The sequence below is a fragment of the Nonomuraea sp. NPDC052129 genome, assembly GCF_040680095.1.
In the GTDB taxonomy this organism is placed as follows: Bacteria; Actinomycetota; Actinomycetes; order Streptosporangiales; family Streptosporangiaceae; genus Nonomuraea.
In genome coordinates this window covers 400,719-422,188 of the sequence record NZ_JBFAVX010000004.1, presented here as the reverse complement: position 1 = coordinate 422,188, position 21,470 = coordinate 400,719, and the positions used below count along the sequence as shown (strand labels likewise).

Annotated in this window: 17 protein-coding genes; 8 read left to right on the top strand and 9 right to left on the bottom strand. The window is 69.8% G+C overall.

The window, feature by feature from the left end; all coding sequences use genetic code 11:
• The first annotated feature begins 222 nt into the window (after nucleotides 1-222).
• Nucleotides 223-1,953 (top strand): glycerol-3-phosphate dehydrogenase/oxidase, encoded by a 1,731-nt coding sequence (locus AB0L53_RS13245; RefSeq protein ID WP_363993134.1) that lies wholly within the window; start codon nucleotides 223-225, stop codon nucleotides 1,951-1,953.
• Nucleotides 1,954-1,957: 4 nt separating this feature from the next.
• On the opposite strand, the gene AB0L53_RS13240 is transcribed toward AB0L53_RS13245, so the two are convergent.
• Nucleotides 1,958-3,919: a beta-propeller domain-containing protein gene (locus AB0L53_RS13240; protein ID WP_363993133.1), complete on the bottom strand. Its 1,962-nt coding sequence runs from the start codon at nucleotides 3,917-3,919 to the stop codon at nucleotides 1,958-1,960.
• 38 nt (nucleotides 3,920-3,957) lie between these two features.
• Nucleotides 3,958-6,093 (bottom strand): serine/threonine-protein kinase, encoded by a 2,136-nt coding sequence (locus AB0L53_RS13235; protein WP_363993132.1) that lies wholly within the window; start codon nucleotides 6,091-6,093, stop codon nucleotides 3,958-3,960.
• 73 nt (nucleotides 6,094-6,166) lie between these two features.
• Between AB0L53_RS13235 and AB0L53_RS13230 the strand changes: the two genes are divergently transcribed.
• From AB0L53_RS13230 to AB0L53_RS13220, 3 genes are read left to right on the top strand one after another with little or no spacing between them, the layout of a single operon-like run.
• Nucleotides 6,167-6,406 (top strand): hypothetical protein, encoded by a 240-nt coding sequence (locus tag AB0L53_RS13230; protein WP_358552960.1) that lies wholly within the window; start codon nucleotides 6,167-6,169, stop codon nucleotides 6,404-6,406.
• Nucleotides 6,407-6,421: 15 nt separating this feature from the next.
• The gene (locus AB0L53_RS13225; protein WP_363993131.1) at nucleotides 6,422-7,003 is read left to right on the top strand and encodes a TetR/AcrR family transcriptional regulator; all 582 of its coding nucleotides are present in this window, start codon (nucleotides 6,422-6,424) and stop codon (nucleotides 7,001-7,003) included.
• Nucleotides 7,004-7,040: 37 nt separating this feature from the next.
• Nucleotides 7,041-7,799, top strand: a complete 759-nt coding sequence (locus tag AB0L53_RS13220; RefSeq protein WP_363993130.1) for an MBL fold metallo-hydrolase — start codon at nucleotides 7,041-7,043, stop codon at nucleotides 7,797-7,799.
• Between the two features lie 84 nt (nucleotides 7,800-7,883).
• Here AB0L53_RS13220 and AB0L53_RS13215 read toward each other — a convergent pair whose 3' ends face one another.
• Together AB0L53_RS13215 and AB0L53_RS13210 are read right to left on the bottom strand one after the other, a co-directional pair.
• Complete coding sequence (locus tag AB0L53_RS13215; RefSeq protein WP_363993129.1) at nucleotides 7,884-8,630, bottom strand: N-acetyltransferase; 747 nt, start codon at nucleotides 8,628-8,630, stop codon at nucleotides 7,884-7,886.
• Nucleotides 8,631-8,663: 33 nt separating this feature from the next.
• Nucleotides 8,664-9,140, bottom strand: coding sequence for an Lrp/AsnC family transcriptional regulator (locus AB0L53_RS13210; protein ID WP_363993128.1), 477 nt, complete (start codon nucleotides 9,138-9,140; stop codon nucleotides 8,664-8,666).
• A gap of 64 nt (nucleotides 9,141-9,204) precedes the next feature.
• Between AB0L53_RS13210 and AB0L53_RS13205 the strand changes: the two genes are divergently transcribed.
• The 3 genes from AB0L53_RS13205 (at nucleotide 9,205) to guaA (ending at nucleotide 13,735) form a co-directional block, all read left to right on the top strand.
• Complete coding sequence (locus tag AB0L53_RS13205) at nucleotides 9,205-10,563, top strand: pyridoxal-dependent decarboxylase (protein WP_363993127.1); 1,359 nt, start codon at nucleotides 9,205-9,207, stop codon at nucleotides 10,561-10,563.
• Between the two features lie 43 nt (nucleotides 10,564-10,606).
• Nucleotides 10,607-12,100: a DUF885 family protein gene (locus AB0L53_RS13200; RefSeq protein WP_363993126.1), complete on the top strand. Its 1,494-nt coding sequence runs from the start codon at nucleotides 10,607-10,609 to the stop codon at nucleotides 12,098-12,100.
• Between the two features lie 87 nt (nucleotides 12,101-12,187).
• Entirely contained in the window at nucleotides 12,188-13,735 is a 1,548-nt protein-coding gene (gene guaA, locus AB0L53_RS13195) for a glutamine-hydrolyzing GMP synthase (RefSeq protein WP_363993125.1), read from the top strand.
• Nucleotides 13,736-13,755: 20 nt separating this feature from the next.
• Here the strand turns inward: guaA and AB0L53_RS13190 are convergent, their stop codons facing one another.
• Nucleotides 13,756-16,374: a WD40 repeat domain-containing protein gene (locus AB0L53_RS13190; RefSeq protein WP_363993124.1), complete on the bottom strand. Its 2,619-nt coding sequence runs from the start codon at nucleotides 16,372-16,374 to the stop codon at nucleotides 13,756-13,758.
• A gap of 295 nt (nucleotides 16,375-16,669) precedes the next feature.
• On the opposite strand from AB0L53_RS13190, the gene AB0L53_RS13185 reads away from it, so the two are divergent.
• Nucleotides 16,670-17,539: a hypothetical protein gene (locus AB0L53_RS13185; protein ID WP_363993123.1), complete on the top strand. Its 870-nt coding sequence runs from the start codon at nucleotides 16,670-16,672 to the stop codon at nucleotides 17,537-17,539.
• A gap of 262 nt (nucleotides 17,540-17,801) precedes the next feature.
• Here the strand turns inward: AB0L53_RS13185 and AB0L53_RS13180 are convergent, their stop codons facing one another.
• The 4 genes from AB0L53_RS13180 to AB0L53_RS13165 all read right to left on the bottom strand — a co-directional run bounded on the left by AB0L53_RS13180 (nucleotide 17,802) and on the right by AB0L53_RS13165 (nucleotide 21,470).
• Nucleotides 17,802-19,037 (bottom strand): DUF6596 domain-containing protein, encoded by a 1,236-nt coding sequence (locus AB0L53_RS13180; protein ID WP_363993122.1) that lies wholly within the window; start codon nucleotides 19,035-19,037, stop codon nucleotides 17,802-17,804.
• Nucleotides 19,034-19,645: a YciI family protein gene (locus AB0L53_RS13175; protein ID WP_363993121.1), complete on the bottom strand. Its 612-nt coding sequence runs from the start codon at nucleotides 19,643-19,645 to the stop codon at nucleotides 19,034-19,036. Before AB0L53_RS13175 ends, AB0L53_RS13180 begins: the two co-directional genes overlap by 4 nt.
• Nucleotides 19,646-19,649: 4 nt before the next feature.
• Nucleotides 19,650-20,135 (bottom strand): RICIN domain-containing protein, encoded by a 486-nt coding sequence (locus AB0L53_RS13170; RefSeq protein WP_363993120.1) that lies wholly within the window; start codon nucleotides 20,133-20,135, stop codon nucleotides 19,650-19,652.
• 180 nt (nucleotides 20,136-20,315) lie between these two features.
• Complete coding sequence (locus AB0L53_RS13165) at nucleotides 20,316-21,470, bottom strand: alpha/beta hydrolase (protein WP_363993119.1); 1,155 nt, start codon at nucleotides 21,468-21,470, stop codon at nucleotides 20,316-20,318.

The window sequence follows — 21,470 nt, the reverse complement described above, 5'->3', positions numbered from 1 at the left end:
CTCAGCGTGCTCGGCCATGCCTCCGCCTCAGCGTGTTCCCCAACACTTCCGCGGGCCGTAACGGCGCTCGGCCACCATCCGGTCAGAGGCCGTCTCCTGGAGGCCCCCGGGCATGGTCGGCGGGTGGCGGGTAACCCATGCGTGCCGTACAAGAAAAGAGTGGAGTTTGTCGCAGAAGTGCCTGCGGCGGGTAAGAGGCCTGCGGCGGGTAAGAGGAGGGGCATGGCGGGAAGGGGAATCGCCCGGCTTGGGCCTGGAGAGCGGACCTCGGCGCTGGATTGGATGGGGGCACAGGAACTCGACGTGGTCGTGGTCGGCGGGGGAGTCGTCGGCGCGGGGATCGCGCTCGACGCCGTCACCCGAGGGCTCGACGTCGGCCTGGTGGAGGCGCGCGACTTCGCTTCCGGTACGTCGTCGCGATCCTCCAAGCTGATCCACGGCGGCCTGCGCTACCTGGAGCAGCTCAATTTCGAGCTGGTCAGAGAGGCGCTGCAGGAGCGGGCGCTGCTGTTGCAGCGGATCGCGCCGCATCTGGTCCGGCCGGTGCCGTTCCTGTTTCCGATGACCCACCTTGGGTGGGAGCGCCCGTACGTGGGGGCGGGGGTGGCCCTCTACGACACCCTGGGGTTCGCCACGGGGCTGGCTCGCGGGGTGCCGGGGCACCGGCACCTGTCCAGGAGCAGGGCGTTGCGCCTGGCGCCCGCGTTGAAGCGGACCGCGTTCACCGGCGCGGTGCAGTACTGGGACGCGCAGGTCGATGACGCGCGCTACGTGATGACGATGCTGCGTACGGCGGCCACCTACGGCGCGCACGTGGCGCCGCGGGCCCAGGTCGTGGGGTTCCTTCGCGAGGGGGAGCGGGTCACCGGGGTGCGGGTGCGCGACCTGGAGAGCGGCGCCGAGCTGGACGTACGCGCCCGGCAGGTGGTCAACGCGACCGGCGTGTGGAGCGACGACATCCAGGAGCTGGTGGGCGGCCGAGGACAGATCCATGTACGGGCGTCCAAGGGGGTCCACCTGCTGGTGCCGCGCGACCGGATCCACTCGCTCACCGGAATCATCCTTCGGACCGAAAAATCCGTACTTTTCGTGATTCCGTGGGGGCGGCACTGGATCATCGGGACCACCGACACCGAGTGGAAGCTGGACAAGGCGCATCCCGTGGCGTCGCGGGTCGACATCGACTACCTCCTCGACCACGTGAACGCTGTCCTGTCCGTGCCCCTGACGCGGGACGACGTCGAGGGCGTCTACGCCGGGCTGCGGCCGCTGCTGTCGGGTGAGTCGGAGGAGACGTCGAAGCTGTCGCGCGAGCACGTGGTGGCGCATCCGGTGCCCGGCCTGGTGATGATCGCCGGCGGGAAATATACGACTTATCGGGTTATGGCAAAGGACGCCGTCGACGCCGTCGCCCACGGCCTCGACCAGCGGGTGCCGAGGTCGTGCACGGACCGCATCCCGCTCGTGGGCGCCGAGGGCTACCAGGCGCGCTGGAACGCCAGGTACCGGCTCGCGCACACCTCGGGCCTGCACGTGGCCCGCATCGAGCACCTGCTCCAGCGGTACGGTTCGCTCGTCGATGAGGTCCTGGAGCTGATCGACCACGACAGGTCGCTGGCCCGGCCGCTCGGCGGGGCCGACGACTACCTGCGCGCGGAGATCGTCTACGCGGCCACCCACGAGGGCGCCAGGCATCTCAACGACGTACTGACCAGGCGGACGCACATCTCGATCGAGACCTTCCACCGCGGCCTGGCCAGCGCCCACGAGGCCGCCGAGCTCCTCGCCCAGCCGCTCGGCTGGGACGGGGAGCAGGTCAAGCGCGAGGTCGAGTACTTCACCAAGCGCGTCGAGGCCGAACGCCTGTCCCAGGAGCAGGACACCGACCAGGAGGCCGACGCGATCAGACTCGGCGCACCCGAGATCGTGCCGGTCGCCCTCCCGGAGCAGTGACGCTTCAGCGAAGAGGGATGTACGCCTGCTCGGCCAGCGTGGTCGCGTCGTTGACCTGGACGCCGTCCGTGGAGACGGTCCAGATCGAGTCGCCGATGACCATCGCGCGCTGGATGCTCGGCTGGTACGCCCCGTCCTTCGGCCGCTGGACCGGATGCTTGATCATGCCGAGCCTCGTCACCGCGGAGTCGTCGATCTTCAGGACCACGGCGCCGATCTCCTCCTTGTTCTCCGCGTAGGTGTTGAGCGGAATGACCGACAGGCCGGTCTTGGGCCAGTACAGGAACGCGTGCGGGTCCCACTCCGCCTCGGAGCCCGAGTTCTTCTGGAACATCTGCGACAGCCGCTTCGGGTTCGCCGGGTCGCTGACGTCGAAGAGCGAGATCTGGGTGCCGAGCGTCCTGCCCTTCTCGCTGGCCTCCTGCCCGATCCCGATCAGCCGGCCGTCGGCGCCGGGGTGGAGGTAGGCGGAGTAGCCGGTGATCTTCAGCTCGCCGGTCACCTTGGGCGCGGCCGGGTCGCGCAGGTCGAGCGTGTAGAGCGGGTCTACCTGCTTGAACGTGACGCAGTAGCCGACCGGGCCGATGAACCTGACCGAGTAGATGCGCTCGCCCTCACCCAGGCCGCCCACTTCGCCCACCTTGTCCAGGGTGTCGGCCTTGAGCACGGTGACGCTACTGACGCTGCTGTCGCTGGTCTTCTCGGGTTCGGAGGTGAGCGTGGTGGCGACGCGCAGGTTGCCCTCGTACTCCGACAGCGAGTACTGGTTCAGCAGCCGTCCCGGCACCTTGCCCGAGGCCACATAGGAGGGCGGACCCGGCTTGCTGATGTCGAACCGGTGGACCTCGGTCTCCTCGGGCGGGGCAGTCGGAGTGGGCTCGGGGCTGAGGGTGACCTTGGCAGAGGGGCTGGGTTCGGTCGGGTCGGGTTCGGTGGCGGGGGCCTGGGGTGTGTCCTCCACGGCCGCCATCGGCACCGGCCACCACCAGCGCGGGTTGCTGGTCACGTACAGGCTCTGGCCGGTGCCGTAGACCGTGTCGCCGTCGGCCGCCAGGCTGATCGGGTCGGTGCCCGCCTCCGTGAGGCCCTGGGCCAGGTCGATGGTGTGCACGGTCAGCAGCGAGGTGCCGGTGTAGTCGGCCGGATGGCTGACCCGCGCGCAGTCGACCGTCTTCTTGGTGACGGTCCCGGCCGCGTCCGTGATCTGGATCTTGGGCAGCCAGGCGTCGAGCGGCGCCCGGCGTACCGCGTCCGCGTTCGCCTTCTTCATCTCGGCCTCGGAGGCGTTCTGCTTCGGCTCCGGGAAGGTGATGTCGGGCTGGCTGCGGGTGACGAGCCTGACGGTCGAGCCGACCATCCTGGCGTCCACGTACGTGCCCTGCGGCTTGATCGTCCCGAGCACCTTGGGCTCACCGGACAGGTCCACCAGCAGGTATCTGGTCTCGCCGACGGGCGCGAACCCCTTGTACATGATGTCGCCCCCGCGATACATCACCAGCGCGCGGTCGCCCGAGACGAGCAGGTCGGCGGGGGCGTAGGCGGGCTCGTCGGCCTTGGTGAGCTTGACGGACCCGGTGATCTTCCTGGTGGCCGTGTCGATGATCCGCAGCGTGCCGCCCGCGACCGTGATGATCCGGTTGCCGTCGGTCTTGACCAGGTCGGGCTCGTCCACTCCCGCCTCGTGGGTGTTGGTCGTGGAGTGCTCCGGGGCGGCGTCGTTGGTCGCCTCCATGGACTTCTGGCGGGTCATGTACATGGGCACCGGGCCGCCGAAGCCCCACTGGCCGACGTTGCTCGCCGCGTGCTCGCGCAGCCCGGCGAGCATGTCGTCGCACCCGTTGTAGGAGACCAGGCGCACCTGCAGGCGCTGCTTCACGGGCGTGCTGCCCCCCGGCGCCGAGGTGCAGGCGGAGATGGCCGTCGCGAGGGCCGCCCCGGCCACGACCGTACGGATCAGCGTCTTCATGACCTCATTGACGGATCTCCGCGCCGAGCGGTTCACGATCATCCAGGGGGGTCGACCGTGAAGACCGGGCTGAAGTCAAGGTTCTCGGGGATGTCGAGCAGCTTGCGCACCAGTTTGCCCTGGAAGTCCACCACCTGGATCTCGTCCCTGGTGGAGTTGTCCTGCTCCCAGCAGTAGAGGTGGGTCTCGTCGTACCAGCCGAGGACCTTGTCGCAGTCGGAGGTGAACCGGCGGACCCGGTTGCCGATCTCCGTGTTCCAGACGCAGTGGTCGCCGTCTCCGCCCTTGGGGCAGTTCGTGATGAACACCTTGCCGGAGGGGGAGAAGATGTCCTGCGTGCCGGAGGCCAGTGAGCCGATGTTCGCCAGGGTGCGGGTGGCTTTGCCGCTCGTGTCGTAGAAGCGCAGGCCCCGCCCGGGGGACATGTTGACCACGCCCGCCTCCTCGCCGTCCCAGCCGAAGGCGGTCTTGCGGATCGAGGTGTCGGACACGGTGACCACCTTGGCGTCCTCCGCGGCCACGTCCACGATGACGAAGCCGAGGTAGAGCCAGTCCTTGCCCGATTCCTTCTCGATGTTGAGCAGGATCTTCGAGCCGTCCTTCGACCAGGCGCGGATGCTGCTGATCAGCGGCTTGCGCACGGTCTTGATCGAGGTCCTGTCGCCCGTCCGCCGGTCGGTGATGATCACCGAGTCGTAGTTGTCGGAGGTGTAGTTGCGGCCGCGGCCGACCATGGAGCGGCCGTCGGGCGAGACCAGCGTCTCCCAGTTGCCGGAGTATTTCGTGAACGTGCCGCGCAGCGAGTTGCGGGCGTAGTCGATCCAGTCGTCGGCCTTCTTGTTGTAGACCTCGTACGACGTCAGCGTGATCGGGTCGGCCGAATTCTCGTACAGCGAAATGGCGCCGCCGGGCACCGCCCGCTTCGTGCCCGTACGCGGCACGCCCGTCGATGCGGTGCTGGGCCTCTTGCCGGACGCTGCGACGGAGGCGCGGCTGTTGGCGGACGGTGTGGTGGCCGGGGGTTTGGTCTGGCTGATGACCACGCCGACGCCGGCCAGCACGAGCAGCGCGACGGCCACGGTAACGCCGATGACGATGGGCGCCCTGCTCTTCTTCTGCTGGGAGTGTCCGGGGGTGTACGGGCTCGGGTGCGTCGGCCGGTGGTCGCCCGTGTGCGGGTATCCGCCGCCCATGGACGGCGGTCCGTAGTGGTGGCCGGGCGCCGAAGGCGGCCCGCCGGGCAGGGAAGGCGGCCCCGTGTGAAGAGGTTGACCGGTCACGGGCGGTTGACCGTAGGGCGCCGCCTGCCAGGGCTCCGCCGGAGCGGCGGCCGCCGCGGCCTGGGCGAGCATGCCGGAGTTGGGCACCGGGTGCTGGAGCAGGCGCATGATCACCTGCTCCGCCGTCGGCCGCTGCGCCGGATCCTTGGCCAGGCAAGCGGCCACCACGTCGAGCAGCGGACCGTGCAGCCCGCTCATGTCCGGCTGGTGGTTCAGCACCCGGTTGATCACCGCGGGCATCGTGTCGCTGCCGAACGGCGAACGTCCCGAGGCGGCGAACACGATCGTGCTCCCCCACGAGAACAGGTCGGCCGCCGGCCCGACGGTGTGGCCCATCACCTGCTCGGGCGGCATGTACGAGGGCGTGCCCACGGGCATGCTGCTGATCGTCGAGGTGGCGTTGAGCGCCCTGGCGATGCCGAAGTCGATCACCCGCGGCCCGTCGGCGCCGATGATCACGTTGGCCGGTTTGAAGTCACGGTGCACGATCCCGGCCTGGTGGATCGCGGCCAGCGCGGTCGCCGTGCCGATGGCCAGGCGGTGCAGGGCCGTGCCGGTGCGCGGGCCCTCCTCCTGGACGACCCGCTGGAGGGAGGGGCCCTCGATGAACTCGCTGACGATGTACGGCCGGTCGTGCTCGATTCCCGTGCCGAGCACCGCGGCGGTACAGAACGGCGCCACCTGCTGGGCGACCTGGACCTCGCGCAGGAACCGGCCCACGCTCACCTCGTCGCCGGCCTGGTCGGGGCGCAGCCACTTGACCGCCACGTGCGTGCCCGCCGGGTCTCTGGCCAGGTAGACGACGCCTTGGCCGCCTTCGCCCAGCCGTCCTAGGAGAGGCAGACCGCCGAGCCTCTCGGGGTCTCCCGGTCTGAGTGGCGCGAAGGAAGGCATGAAGGGATTCTGTCCCCATGCCATGGATTGGCAAAAACTACCCGCCGGTAGCGATCCGGAATAGCCTGCTTCCATGCATGTGACGTCCAGCGGCAAGACGACCGAGATCACCGCGCCGTTCACCGGCGAACCCCTCGCCGACCTGCCGGTTTCCGGGGTGGATGACGTACATGAGGCATATGAGAAGGCGCAGACGGTCGCCTCGCAGGCCACTTGGCTGGGCTTCGAGCCGCCTTTCGGCATGACGTACGACAAATGGGCGGGCGCCCTGGTCACCACGCTCAAGACCATGAAGAGGCTGCGCCTCAAGTAGGTTTACGCTGTACACGTGAGAGATGGGGGAACGGCCGCCAGGATCGCCGAGGTCGCGCAGCGGATCCTCGTCGAGCAGGGCGCCGAGGCGGTGAGCATGCGCCGGGTCGGCGAGGCCGTCGGCGTCACCGCGATGGCCATCTACCGGCACTACCCGAACCGCGAGGCGCTGCTGCGAGCCGTCGCCACCGCCAGCGGCCGTGAGCTGGCCGAGCAATGGGAGCGGCTGCCGCCCGCCGGCCCGCTGGAGGAGCGGATCGACATCCTGCTCGACGGCTTCCTCGACTTCGCGCTCGGCCGGCCGCACCTGTACACGTTCCTGATGTCGGACGCCTGGGCGCAGGCCCGCCGTTTCCCGGAGGACTTCCGCGACGGGCAGGGGCCGCCCTTCACCGTGATCGTGGAGGCCGTCGAGGACGGGATGCGCACCGGCATGCTGCGCCGCGACGACCCGCTGGAGGTGGCGCTGACCGTCACGTCGAGCATGCAAGGGCTGATCCACCAATACCTGAGCGGGCGCATCGCGGTGGACGAGGCCGGTTTCCGCGCGCTCTGCCACCGGGCCATGTGGCGGATCATCGACGGCCTGCGCGCGTGAGCGGAATACCGCGTCGGCCGCGGGTGTCATGATCCTCATGGAGATTCGTTACGTCGGTGGCCCGACCGCGGTCCTGGAGATCGGCGGGGTGCGGCTGCTGACCGACCCCACGTTCGACCCGCCCGGCGACTACCCGATCGGGAACCGGGCACTGGTCAAGACGGCCGGCCCGGCGTTCGGGCCGGACGACGCCGGGACCGTGGACGCCGTCCTGCTCTCCCATGACCAGCATCCCGACAACCTCGACAAGGCCGGGCGTACCTACCTGTCCTCGGCGCCGGTGGTGCTGTCGACTGGCTCGGCGGCCGAGCGGATCGGCGAACCGGTGCGGGCGCTGCCGAACTGGACGCACACCGAGCTGGTACGCCCCGGCGGCGGCGCGCTGCGGATCACCGGCGTGCCCGCGCAGCACGGGCCCGACGGGAGCGAGCACCTGGTGGGCGAGGTGACCGGGTTCGTACTGAGCGGCGAGGCACTGCCGACCGTGTACGTGAGCGGCGACAACGCCTCCCTGGACGTGGTCAGGGACATCGCGGCGCGGGTCGGGCCGGTGGACGTGGCGGTGCTGTTCGCCGGAGGGGCGCGGACACCGCTGGTGGGTGAGGCGTACCTGACGCTGACCAGCGATGACGTGGCCGAGGCGGCCGAGATCCTGGGCGCCCGTCACGTGGTGCCGCTGCACTTCGAGCACTGGGGACACTTCACGCAGGGCCGCGACACGCTGGTCAAGTCTCTCGCGGGGCTCGGCGACCGCGTGCATTTGCTGGAGCCGGGCGAGCGGGTGACCCTCTCCTAGCCGTCTTCTTCCGCTCCCCCGGAAGGGGTATCCCTCCCAAGGACCCCAGCCACCACGGACCGTCACAGAGACCGGGGGGTCACGTCAGCTCAGCCGGTGGCTGACCCAGACGTTCGGCTCGATGTAGACGGCGTGATCCTGGGCGACGTCGCAGTACACCGGGCTGAGCGCGCCAGGGACCTCGACCGGCCCGGTCCGGTCGAACGGCAGGCCGGTCCACTCGCGCCACTCGGTGAGCGTGCCCGGTATCACCATCGAGCGCGGCGCGACCTTGACGATCTCCCCGCCGGCCCGTACGTGCACACGCAGCCAGGCGTCGTGCGGCAGGCCGTCCTCCCGGGACCTGAAGGCGTACTCCGTCATGGGCGTGTGCGGTTCGAGGTGCTTCTGGTTCGGCCGGACCGGCGCCACCAGCGCCCGGAACCCCAGCCGAGCCGCGTGGTCCCGCATCCCGGCCACCATCGTCGGCGACACCCCCGAGCCCAGCAGGTCTTTCCTGACGGTGATCTCAAGCGCGGAGACGGCGTCAAGGGGGCGGTCCAGCTTGCGGGCCAGCCAGCCTTGGCGGATCACCCCGTCCCAGCCGTCGTCGGGCAACGAGCCGCCGTCGCCGGCCGGGAACGGGATCATGCAGGCCCTGGCCACCATCCGGCCGGGCTCGGCGTCGTCATCGGCCACCAGCACATAGTCGGCGTAGTCCGTCGCCGCGACGGGATAGAACAGGTCGGCGATCGGGTCGTTGAACATGAAGATCCGCCACGAGTGATCCATCTCCCATAGCGCGGACGCGAACTCGGGACGTTCGGCGAGCGTGGTGATCCGGAGCGACATGCGGATCATTGTCACACCTGTCGCGATCTTCCTTCAGCCCATTTCGGCCGGCCGCTGGACGGGCTGGTGCTCGGTCTTGAAGATCAGGGTGGTGTGCAGGTGCACGATCTCCGCACGGATCAGGAACCGCTCCAGGGCCAGCCGGTGCAGGTGGTCGGCGTCGGCCACGGCCACGTGCACCAGGAAGTCCTCGGTGCCCGCGACGTGGAACAGTGTGATCGTCTCCGGCAGCCCCAGCACGAACGTACGCAGCGGGTCCACGATCCGGCTGGTGTGCGGCCGTACGCGCAGGGCGAGCAGCGCCTGGAGCGGGCGGCCGAGCCGGGCCGTGTCGACGGCGGCGCGGAAGGCGGTGATGACCCCACGGCGGCGCAGCGAACGTACGCGTTCCAGCGCGGTGGAGGGCGCGACGCCGAGCCGCTCGGCGAGATCCTTGTTGGGCAGCCGGGCGTCCTTCTGCAACTCGGCCAGGATTGCGAGGTCGATCGAATCCAGTTCGGCGTTATGCACGATTACCATCCCTCAATTCGGCAAGGCTAGTTGTACGCCATCCGATTGACGAGTATTTCGAGGTATGTGGAACATCGAGGAGTTCACCGCAGCCGCCGGGATCACGGTCGGTGAGCTGGCGGCCTACGTGGACCGCAGCCAGCGCGGTGACGAGCCCGTGATCAGCCGCCGCCCACCTCGTGAGCTGGCCGAACGGCTGAGGCTCGGCGAGCTGATCGCCAAGGGTGGCATGACGCCCGAGACCTTCCGGGACTTCCTGCGGACCTTCCTCGGCGAGGGGACGCGGCTGCACCACCCCGCCTACCTGGGCCACCAGAGCGCCTCGCCCGACTTCCCCGCCGCGCTGGCCGACTTCATCCATGGCGCCACGAACAACCCGATGGCGATCTATGAGATGGGCGCGGCGGCGGCCACGGTGGAGTTCGAGGTGCTGAGGTGGATGCTGGCCAAGGTGGGGTTCCCGGCGGGTGGTGGGGTGCTCACTCATGGTGGCTCGCTGGCCAACCTGACGGCGCTGCTGGCGGCGCGGGCGCGGGCCGTACCCGAGGCATGGGAGGACGGTGTGCCCGGCGACCTGGTGATCCTCGCGCCCGCGTCGGCGCACTACTCGGTGTCGCGGGCGGCCTCGATCCTCGGGCTGGGGCAGCGGGCCATGGTGCCGCTGGCGACGGACCACCTCGGCCGGATAGACATCACGAAATTACCGGATATTTCGGGACGTAGGGTGATGGCGCTGGTCGCGGCCGCCTGCGCCACAGGCACCGGCCTGTACGACGACCTGCGCGCCATCGGCGAGTGGTGCCGCGAGCGGGACGTCTGGTTCCACGTGGACGGCGCGCACGGCGCCTCCGCCCTGCTCGCAGAGGAGCACGCGCACCTGCTCGACGGCATCGAGCTGGCCGACTCGGTCATCTGGGACGCGCACAAGATGCTCCGTACCTCTTCCCTGGCCGCCGCCGTCCTCGTACGCAGGGAGAACGACCTCGACGCGGCCTTCAAGCAGGAGGCCAGCTACCTGTTCTACGGCGAGCGCGGCTTCGACCTCATCGGCCGCACGGTCGAGTGCACCAAGGCCGAGCTCGGACTCAAGATCTTCCTGAACCTGGCCTGGCGCGGCGAGCGCGGCCTGGGCGACTACGTCGCACGCCAGTACGCCACGGCCCACCGCTTCTGGGAGCTGGCCCGCCGGCGGCCGGGGTTCGCGCTGCCGTACGAGCCGGAGAGCAACATCGTCTGCTTCCGGTACGGCGACGCCGACCATGCGGACCTGCGCGAGCGCCTCATGGCGGACGGCGCCTTCTATCTCACCTCGGCCGAGCTCGACGGCGTCCGCCACCTACGCGTCACGGTCATGGCCCCGGCCACGGACGACACCACGCTCGAAGACCTGCTGGACGCGATCGAGGCCCTGCACGGCGGCTGATCGGCCGGATCCTTTTGGGCTCCTGTGCGCTAGCGTCGGCGACATGACGGAACTCGACCCCAGGCTCCGCGCCATCACGGATCTGAACGTCGCCGACGCGCGCGAATCGGGCGGCAGGCACGAGTACGACGGCAAGATCCAGGACCTGTCGCCGGAAGGCGTACGGGCCGGGCTGGCGCGGCTTGGAGAGGGCGCCGCACCCGCCGACCCGTACGACTCGGCGCATCTGCGGGTCTTCGAGGACGGCCTGCGTACCCAGTACGGCGAGCTGGAGTTGCACCGGAGCAATCCGCTGCCGCACCTGGCGAACCTCGACCTGGCCTGCTATGACCGTGACTACGCGCCGGAGGCCGAGCGCGAGGCCGCCAAGGCCGCGCACCTGGCGCGCTGGCCGGAGGCGGTGACATACGCGATCGCCGCGCTCGACCGGGTCAGCGCGCCCGTCGCGAGGTCGCTGGTCGCACCCGTACAGGGACTGGCCGCCGGTGTCACGGACGAGGCCGCGCTCGACGCGCACGGCCTGCTGGTCGCGCACATCGAGCGGGCGGCGGCGGTCGGCGACCCCGACGCGTCGCTCGGCGGCGACGCGCTGGCCCGGCTGATGGGCGACACCGAAGGGCTCTCCGTCGACCTGGGCAGGCTGGCCGAGCGCGCCGACGCCGAGCGCGACCGGCTCATGGCCCTGCTCACCGAGTCCTGCGCCAAGCTGGGGCGGCGGGACGAGGCGCCGCTGGAGGTCGTACGCGAGCTGGTCAAGCAGCACCCCGACGCCGACGGCGTCATCGAGGCGGCCAGGATCGGCACCGAGAAGGCCATCGCGTTCACTCGCGAGAAGGACCTGGTGCCTTACCACGACGGCGAGTGCCTGGTCGGCCTGGCGCCGCCGTCGCGCCGCTGGGGGATGGCGATGATGTCGTGGAACTCTCCCGGCGAACCGGAGGGCCCCTCCTGGTACCACATCACCCCGCCCGACCCCGCTTGGCCCGCGCAGGACGCCGAGGAGTGGCTGGAGGTGTTCAGCGACACCACGCTGCCCGCGATCAACGTGCACGAGGTCGCTCCCGGGCACTTCTCGCATGGCCGCGCCCTGCGCCGGGCCGGCTCGGACGTGCGGCGGCTGCTGCACTCGATGGCGTTCGCCGAGGGCTGGGCGCATTACGCCGAGGAGCTCTGCGTCGAGGAGGGGTTCGAGGCCCAGGATCCGCGCGTCGAGATCGGGGTCTGGATGGAGGCGTTGATCCGGGTCACCCGGCTGGCCTGCGCCATCGGCGTACACACCGGGCAGATGACGGTCGAGGACGGCGCCCGGCGTTTCGGGTCCGACACCCACCTGGCCGGACCGGCCGCGCTGTCGGAGGCGAGGCGGGCCACGTTCGACCCCACCTACGGCCGCTACACCTGGGGCAAGCTGCTCATCCTCGACCTGCGCGAGCAGGCGCGCAAGGAATGGGGCGCGGGCTTCACGCTGCGGCGCTTCCACAAGGCCCTGTTCGACCTGGGCTCACCGCCGCTGGGGCTGATCGGCGGCATCCTCTAGGATCAGCCCCGGGCTGGTCGGGAGCATTCTCTGGGGCCACCCCCCGATACACTTGGAGCACCGCATTCGCTTTGGGGGGTCCTCTCGGTGTCTGAGTTCGACACAGTGCTCGTCGTCGACTTCGGCGCGCAATACGCGCAGCTGATAGCCAGGCGGGTCCGTGAGTGCCACGTCTTCTCCGAGATCGTCCCCTCGACGATGCCGGTCGAGGAGATGCTGGCCAAGAAGCCGAAGGCGATCATCCTGTCCGGCGGGCCCTCCTCGGTCTACGCCGAGGGCGCGCCCGCCGTGCCCCAGGGGCTGTTCTCGACGGGGGTGCCGACGTTCGGCATCTGCTACGGCTTCCAGGCCATGGCCCAGGCGCTGGGCGGCGAGGTCGCCCAGACGGGCGTCGCCGAATACGGCGGCACCGACCTCGACGTGCTCAGCGAGGGCGTGATCTTCGCCGGGCTGCCCGCCGCGCAGAAGGTCTGGATGTCCCACGGCGACAGCGTGGCCACCGCCCCCGAGGGCTTCACGGTGACCGCCTCGACCCAGCAGACGCCGGTCGCCGCCTTCGAGGACACCGGGCGCGGTCTCTACGGCGTGCAGTTCCACCCCGAGGTGCTCCACTCCGAGCACGGCCAGGCGGTGCTCAAGCACTTCCTCGACGCGGCGGGCTGCCGCCCGACCTGGACCATGCTCAACATCGTCGAAGACGCCGTCGAGGCGGTCCGCCGGCAGGTGGGCGACGGCCGGGCGATCTGCGCGCTGTCCGGCGGCGTCGACTCGGCGGTGGCCGGCGCGATGGTCCAGCGAGCCATCGGCGACCGGCTGACCTGCGTGTTCGTCGACCACGGCCTGCTGCGCAAGGGCGAGGCCGAGCAGGTCGAGCGCGACTTCGTCCGTGCCACGGGCGTCAAGCTCCGCGTCGTCGACGCCGCCGACCGCTTCCTCAAGGCCCTCGAAGGCGTCAGCGACCCCGAGGAGAAGCGCAAGATCATCGGCCGCGAGTTCATCCGGGTCTTCGAGGACGAGCAGCGCGCCATCATGGCCGACGGCCCCGTCGACTTCCTGGTGCAGGGCACGCTCTACCCCGACGTGGTCGAATCCGGCGGCGGCACGGGCACCGCCAACATCAAGTCCCACCACAACGTCGGCGGCCTGCCGGAGGACCTGCAGTTCAAGCTCGTGGAGCCGCTGCGGACCCTGTTCAAGGACGAGGTGCGCCGGGCGGGCGAGGAGCTCGGCCTGCCGGCGGCGATGGTCTGGCGCCAGCCGTTCCCCGGCCCCGGCCTCGGCATCCGCATCGTCGGCGAGGTCACCCGGGAACGCCTCGACCTGCTGCGCGAGGCCGACGCGATCGCCCGCGAGGAGCTGTCGCGCGCCGGCCTCGACCGGGAGATCTGGCAGTGCCCGGTGGTGCTGTTGGCCGATGTCCGGTCGGTGGGCGTGCAGGGGGATGGGCGTACCTACGGGCATCCGGTGGTGCTGCGGCCGGTGACGTCGGAGGACGCGATGACGGCCGACTGGTCGCGGGTGCCTTATGACGTGCTGTCCCGGATCTCCACCCGGATCACGAACGAGGTCCGCGACGTGAACCGGGTGGTGCTCGATGTGACGAGCAAGCCGCCGGGCACCATCGAGTGGGAGTAACGCTGGACACCCGCTGACTGTCACCAGGTCTCGTGGTCGACCCCGGTCGTGACGATTCGCAGCGCGCTGAACGCGGCGTACGGCCGGTCATGCGAGCTGATCCCGCCGAATGACGGCATCGGTACCTTCGGGAGCAGGTCGAGCACCGCGCTGAGCCGCCGCTGCTCGGCCGCCCGCAGGAGCAGATCCACGGTCGGCCCCTGCCGCTGGGCCGGAGGGATCCGGGCGATCTCCGCGTATCTGCGGGCGAGGTCCTCGTCCGCCCGCTCCCTCGGTTCCACGACCGCGAGGCGGTTGCGCTCGGCCCATTCGCGCAGCAGCTCTGTCTGCCCGTACTGCCGGAGAAGGTGCACCACCGTCCACTCGCCGAACCAGTCCTCCGCGTCACGCAGGATTCGTTCGGCGAGGTCGGCCCTGCCCTTGCGCAACGCGTAACCGACGAACGGAACGCCGGCGCCGCCGCCGGGGTCGCCGGTGCCCTCGTCCAGCAGGGCTCGCGCCTCGTCCTCCCGCCCGCACTCCAGCAGCGCCCACACGACCGGCAGGCGATGGTCCCACGCGTCATGCTGCTCGCGCAGTGCCTCGCGCGCCCTCTCGAACCACCGGTCCGCGCGTTCCCGGTCGCCCTGCGCCGCGTACGCCCCGCCCACGGCGGCACCGGCACGCGCCTGGCTGCCCCACATCATCGCCAACCACACCGGCTCCCCCCAAAGGCCCTCGCAGGCCGCCTCGTAATCGGCGAAGAGCGAGCGCGCGTCGTCCGGTAGCCCCGCGGCCGTCAGGACCATGGCGGCCGCGGCCGCCACGAACGGGCGGCGACCCTCCGGGCACGCCTTGACCAGCGCGCGGACGCCGTCCGGCTCGCCGCGCCGGGCCCGGATGAGGGCCGCCTCGTGGAGAGCCTCGCCGGACCACGGGTGCTCGTCCACGCCGTACGCCGTGACCAGTTCGAGGAAGGCCCGGAACAGGTCGTCCACCGTGGCCGGGCCGGGTGGTGGCCACTCCTCGGGTTCCCGCACACGCGCGGTACGTTCGCGGAACGGCTCCAAGTCCTCGCGCAGTGGCTCGTGAACGCGTTCCGCCGCGGCGGACGCGTCGGGGAAGACGTCCAGCCGTCCCCAGTGAACCGGCCACGCGTAGCGGTGGTCCACCGCCCACGCGAGCACCGCGGCCAAGTCCTCTTCCCGTTCGGGAGGGGCGATCACGACACCCTCCGGGAAGGCGACCGCCCAGGTCTCCTCATCGAGCGCGAACGTGGGATTGGGCCCCCGCCGTACCCTTTCGCCGATGTCGCCGCCGTCAAGGAGCAGCGGGCGCGGCGCGACGGGCTGCCGCAGCAGCGTGAAGTCGCCGATGACCTCGCCGGTGTCCGCGCGCAGGAAGCGCAGCACGGTCGGCCCCACTGCCACCAGTACGTCGTCGGCGCCCCAGTGCAGCCCAGTGGCCCCCTTCGGAGCGTCGAACGCGCCCAGCCGCTCCGCGCGCTCATCGTCCAGTGACCAGACCTCGATTCGACCGTCGGCGGTGAGGCAGGCGGCGTGGTCGCCGTCGGGCGCCCAGGCCCAGGCCCCGACCTCCAGGTCGCCTCCCGGCGCCCGGACCGCCACGTCGAGGTCGTAACAGTGCCGACCGGTACGGTCCACGATCCCGACGCGCGGGCGTTCAACGTCGTGCCCCGCGGGAATGACGACGGCGAGCCGCGTCCCCCAGGACAGGTGAACGGTTTGGCAGAAATGCTCGGGGCCGGTGGCGATGTCGCGGCCGGTCGCCGCGTCCGCGATCACCAGCTCGCCGCCGCGGTGGTAGGCCAGCAGGGTCTCGTCCCGGCTCCATGCGGCGGACGGCCACCACCTGTTCTCGTCGCCCTGGACGATCCAGGCGACCTCCCCCGAGGCGACGTCGATTGAGCAGACTCTCCCGTCGTGCCGGCTCCCGTACAGCCGCTTCCCGTCCCGGGACCAGACGGGCCACCCCAGGACGAAGTTCTCCTCTTCCTCCTCTTCCTCGTCGTTGACCGCTGGTACCGTCGTGGTCTCCAGGCTGGAGAACTCCACGATTGAGCCATAGGTCTCGGAGTCCTCGTCCATGACGTACGCGCGCAGCCCGTCGGGGGAGAGCGCGAACGGGTCGGGACGGCCGTTGTAGGTGAGGCGGACGGTCGAGATCGGCTCGGTGTCGGCGTCGAAGGGGTCCCACACGCCGACGTTGCTGGCCCGGTACTCCACGGCCAGCCGGGTCTCGTCGGCCGACCACTCGATCGTCCCGCCGTACCCGGGCCAGCCGATCCCGCCCACGATCCCGTCGATGACGTTCACGCAGCGGCCGGTGGCGACCTCCCAGATCTGCAGAGTGGCCCCGGCCTCGTAGTTGTCGCCGCCAAAGTCGCCGACCGCGAGGTAACGGCCGGACGGGCTGAGCGCTTGCGAGGTGATCTCGACGCGGTGCACGTCGGGATGGCGCAGCAGAGCCCCGCGCTCGCGGATCCACTCGGTCGCGAGCCGGTGCGCCTCGGTGACGCCGTGGGCGCGTTCCAGCTCTTGCAGCGCGGCCCGTAACGGAGGCAGGTCGCGCGCGGGCACGAACTCGGTCTGGCCCAGCGCGTCCAAAACGGCGCGCTCCGTCGTGTCGATGATCTTCATGGCCGACGATGGTAGGGGACAGCACCGACGGCCGCCGCCCGCTCCCGCGCGAGACCGGCCTCAGGCCACAAGCTGGCACCCCAATCACGCACAAGCCACGCAAACCTGAGAGCGTGGGTTGGGCGCGACGGTGACCGGCCAAAACATGAAGGTTCCTCTGGTTGTGGCCGCTCGGCACCCGCCTTCTTGACACATCGTTGTCACGATCATGGTGACAGATGGTCAAGTTTCGCTCATTCCCTGTTATGGTCACTTCTTGCCCCGTTTTTGGGACAACCTTTACCTAAGGAGGACCATGAGGAACACTCCGAGAATCGTCGCTGTCACCACGGCTCTCGCGGCGGTCACGGCTCCCTTGCTGGCGCTCTCGTCTCCGGCGATGGCCGAGCAGCCCGCCAAGACCGTCCAGTCTGCCCAGAACCTGCCGCTGAACTGGCTCTCCCTCCAGGGACTCACCGAGAACGCGCACCTGCAGCGCATCAAGCAGTTGCTGGGTACGGGTTACGTTCCCTCGGCGTTGAGCGTGACCAACGCGGCCAACCCGGAGTACACCTCCGTATGGGTCAAGGACGCCACCCGCAAGGTGAACGTCCTGCAGGACCTGTCGGTCACCGACCTGCCGAAGCGCATCACCGAACAGCAGCAGCTGGGCTTCCAGCCCACCATGATCACCGGTACGGGCACGGGCACGGGCGCCATCTTCGCGGCGGTCTTCGAGAAGACCACGCGCAAGCTCCAGTCCAAGACCAACTTGACCAAGGAAGCCTTGGCGACCGTCAACACCCAGCTCGGCGCCGCCGGTTACCAGATTTCCTCGCTGGACGTGTACGGCACGGCCGAGAAGCCGCTCTACACGGCCGTTTGGGCTGCCGGAGCCGTCACGGGAACCCTCCAAGTGACCACCGGCCAGACCGTGGAGCAGCGCGGCAGGGAGCTCCTGGCGCGGGCGAAGCAGGGTCTGAGCCCGGTCGCCATGGCCATCGAGCCCGGCAAGCTCTACACCACCGTGTGGGGCAAGACCAACTCGACCGGCCTGAAGGAATACTTGCAGCTGTCCAGCGTGACCTACAAGCTCAAGTCCCTTGAGCTGAAGGGGCTGGGCTACCACCCCATCGTCACGAACGTCGAGGACAACGTCTACGCGACGATCTGGAGCAAGAACTAAGCGTTCGGTGGCCCGCCGCTGTCGGTGGTGGCGTCGAGTTCGCCCACCAGGCGGTCGCCGTACAGGATCGGCAGCGCGAAGTATCTCCACCGGCGTTTGTGCGTCTAAAGCCGGCCGTCGACCTCAAAGAGCTCGACGGCCGGCTTCGTCGGCCTATGGTGCCTCGCGGGGCATCAGGGCGACGATCGGCCGGCCGGGACGGCGTCTCCATTGGCGTGCGACTTTCCGGGATCTCCGGCATGGAGCGCTTCAAACGCGGGCGCTACTGCAGTTGGTCGCGGCGGCGGGTGAGGTAGGCGGTCTCGCCGGTGTTGCCGGCCAGCTCGATGGCCCGGTCGTAGGCCGCGCGTGACTGCTGACTTTGGCCCAGCCGGCGCAGCAGGTCGGCGCGGGTGGCGTGGTAGGCGTGATAGCCGGCCAACGCCTCGGCGAGGCGGTCAACGATGGCCAGCGCCACCTCCGGCCCGTCGAGCTCGGCCACGGCGATGGCCCGGTTGAGGGCGATGATCGGCGAGGGGTCGAGGCGGACGAGCTGGTCGTAGAGGGCGAGGACCTGCGACCAGTCGGTGTCGCGGATGTCGCGGGCGGAGGTGTGCACCGCGTTGATCGCCGCGAGAATCTGATAGCGGCCCGGGGCCACCCCGGCGGCGGCAGCGGCCAGGCGCTCGCGCACCAGCCGATGACCTTCGGCGATCAGTTCCGCGTCCCAGGCGCCGCGGTCCTGCTCGGCCAGGGGGACCAGTTCGCCGCCGGCCGAGACCCGGGCGGTGCGGCGGGCCTCGATGAGCAGCATCAGCGCCAGCAGCCCGGCCACTTCTCCGTCCTGCGGCAGGAGCGCGCGGATCAGGCGGGTGAGCCGGATCGCCTCGGTGGTCAGGTCGTGTCGTACGGGATCGGTGTCGGGGCCGCTGGCCAGGTAGCCCTCGTTGAAGACGAGGAACAGGACGGCCAGGACACCGGAGACACGAGCCGGCAGATCGTCGGCGGACGGCATCCGATAGGGGATGCGAGCCGCCTTGATCTTGGCCTTCGCGCGGGTGATCCGCTGCTCCAAGGTGGTCCCCTGCACCAGGAAGGCACGGGCGATCTCGGGCACGGTCAGACCGCCGACCATCCGCAGCGTCAACGCCACGCGCGCTTCCACCGCCAACGCCGGGTGACAGCAGGTGAAGATCAGCCGGAGTCGGTCGTCGTCGATGGCGCCCAGCGACTTGGGCGGGTCGTCGTCGTACACCATCTGGGCCTCCTTGTGCTTGTCGTCGCGTTTGTTCTCGCGCCGGATCCGGTCGATGGCCTTGCGATTGGCGGTGGTGGTCAGCCAGGCGCCGGGGTTGGGGGGCAGGCCGTCGGCCCGCCACCGCTCGACGGCGGTCGTGAACGCCTCGGCCGCCGCCTCCTCGGCGATGTCGAGGTCACCGAAACGCCTGGTCAGGGCGGCCACCACCCGAGCCCACTCGTCGTGGTGGGCCCGGGTGATCGCCTCTTCGACGTCGCTCACTGGAACGGCCGCACCTCGATCTTCCGATCGCAGATCTTCGACGCCTCGGCGGCGAGCTTGAGCGCCACATCCAGATCGGGGGCCTCCCACACCCAGACGCCGGCGAGGTACTCCTTCGACTCCACGAAAGGCCCGTCGCTGAACACCGCCTGCTCGCCCCGGTTGTCGATGACCGTGGCCGCGTCGGTGTCCGCGAGTCCGCCCGCGAAAACCCAGTAGCCCTCGGCGATCAGTCGTTCGTTGAACGCGCTGATGGCAGGCTGCCTGTCCGTGCTACCGGGATTGCTTTTGTCATCGATCACGGAAACCAGGTAACGCATCTGAAGATCATCCCCTGTGGTGTCAAGACAGCGTGGTTCGGTGGTTGGGACTTCGGGCCGTCGCATAGCGCGGGCGCCCGGCCGGCCGGTCATCTCGTCGACCAGGGCGTTCTCCAGCGGCCACTGGGTCATGATGCCACTGCCGTGCACCTGCGGCTCTCCTTTGCCTTGGCGCCGCCCCTTGCGGGCGGCCTCACCCCTGCTACGAACACCACCGCCCCGATCCGACACTTCCTCCCGGACTTTTTCGCAGAATTTTCCGGGAAGTCGGCCGCCGACGCCGGCCACGGTGCTAGCGCATCAGCCAGGCCTGGTCGGCGGAGTCCCGGCAGGTCCACTGGATGATCCATTTGCCCGGCTTGCGGTCGGCCTTGCCGACCGCCAGGCACATGTCGGTGGCTCGGTTGCGCAGTCTCTGGTGCTCGTCGTAGATCCACTCTTGCTCGGTTCCGCCGTCGGTGCAGGGCCACTGGATCGCGTACTTGCCCTTGACCTGGACGCCGCGTGCGATCGCCAGGCACATGCCGGTCTTGGCGTTGATGACCTTGCGCTTGCGGTAGATCCACTGCTGGTCCTTGTTGGTGGAGCAGGTCCACTGGATGACCTTCTTGCCGGCCCGTACTTCGCTCTTGCCTACGGCCAGGCAGAGTTCGGTGGCGGCGTTCATCAGACGCGACCTGCTCGCACTGCTCGCCGCCGAGGCGGGGGCGGCGGTCAGGGACAGCGCCATGACGGCTGTCGTGGCGATGGCGAAAAGCTTCTTGGGGGTGGCGTCCATGTCGACGACCTTCCTGAGAGGTGTTGATCGCTATGACGCGCACAATTCCCGTTTTGTTGGGAGATCCGGTAGCTCTCATAATGACTTCGCGGGTGGGCGCTTCACGCCCCGGCGGCTCGGCGTGCTCTCTGGGGTGGGCTCCGTAGCCCTCTCAGCACCGCCAGGAACAAGCCACTTCCCTCAGGATTGAGCGCAGGTCGCGGGGCAGAATTTGACCTCGGGGTAGCGCGAGGACGGTCTGTCCAGGAGGGGCTGTCGCCGCCCCTTCAGGTGCCGGTCGAGGAAGGCCGCCACGTACGTACGGGTGAGCTCGGCGGCACGGGTCGCGGGCAGGATGCCGGGGAGGGGCTTGATGCCGAGGGCGTCCGACAGCAGCGGGGTGTCGGTGAAGGACTGATGTTCGGTGCCCGTCAGCACGATCCAGCGCTTCCATCCGGTGAGCAGCTTCCAATCGCGGTCCCACGTGGGGGCGGGGCCTCCGGAGACGTGCTGCGCCGAACCCAGGAACATGAACGGCCGGGAGAACCCGCTCTTGGGGATCCGGGCGTACGCGGTGCCGTCCATGTCGACCCCGGCCCGCACTCGGGGGTCTTCGAGCATGGTCGCCATGGCGCTGGACCCGCCGATCGACTGACCGACCATCGCGATGCGAGAGCGGTCGATCCGGTCGGAACCGTCCCACTTCGCGGGCAGTTGGTCGAGCACGAACGAGACGTCGGCGGCCCGGCCCTGGACCAGTCCGGCGCCGAAGCCGGGGTCGGAGTTGCTGTCGCAGGCGAGGCATTCGGCGACCCGCCCGTCGGGGAAGGTGGTGGCGTAGCTTTCGTAGGTGTGGTCGATCCCGGCCACGACGTACCCGCGGCTGGCCAGGTCCTCGGCCAGGGAGGTGAGGGTGCTCATCGGCTTGGTGAAGCCGGGTGAGAGCACCACCAGCGGCAGCCTCTTTCCTGCGGGTTCGGCGTCCTCGATGGCGTTCGTCCGGGTCTTGCTCAGCGTGTCGTACGGCGCACTCGCGATCTTGGAGCCCATCAGGAGGAGTTCCGATTCCTTGGGTGTCATGTACGGCGCGCGCTGCCCGTCGTGCCGCGCGGTCGGATACCACAGGGTGACCTTGAGCTCTCTGGCTTTGGCGTCGAGGTTCCAGGGGTCGGGGCGGGAGCTGTCCTTCAGGTACAGGGCGCTGGTGCCGACCGGGTGGGAGCCGGTGGGGGCGGGCAGGGTGGCCGGGCCGGTCGGCGGGGCCGACGAGGCGGCGGATCGGGGCGGCGTGGGGGCGGAGCAGGCGGACGCGGCGAGGACGGCCAATCCCGCGGCGACGGCCAGGATCTGTCTCAT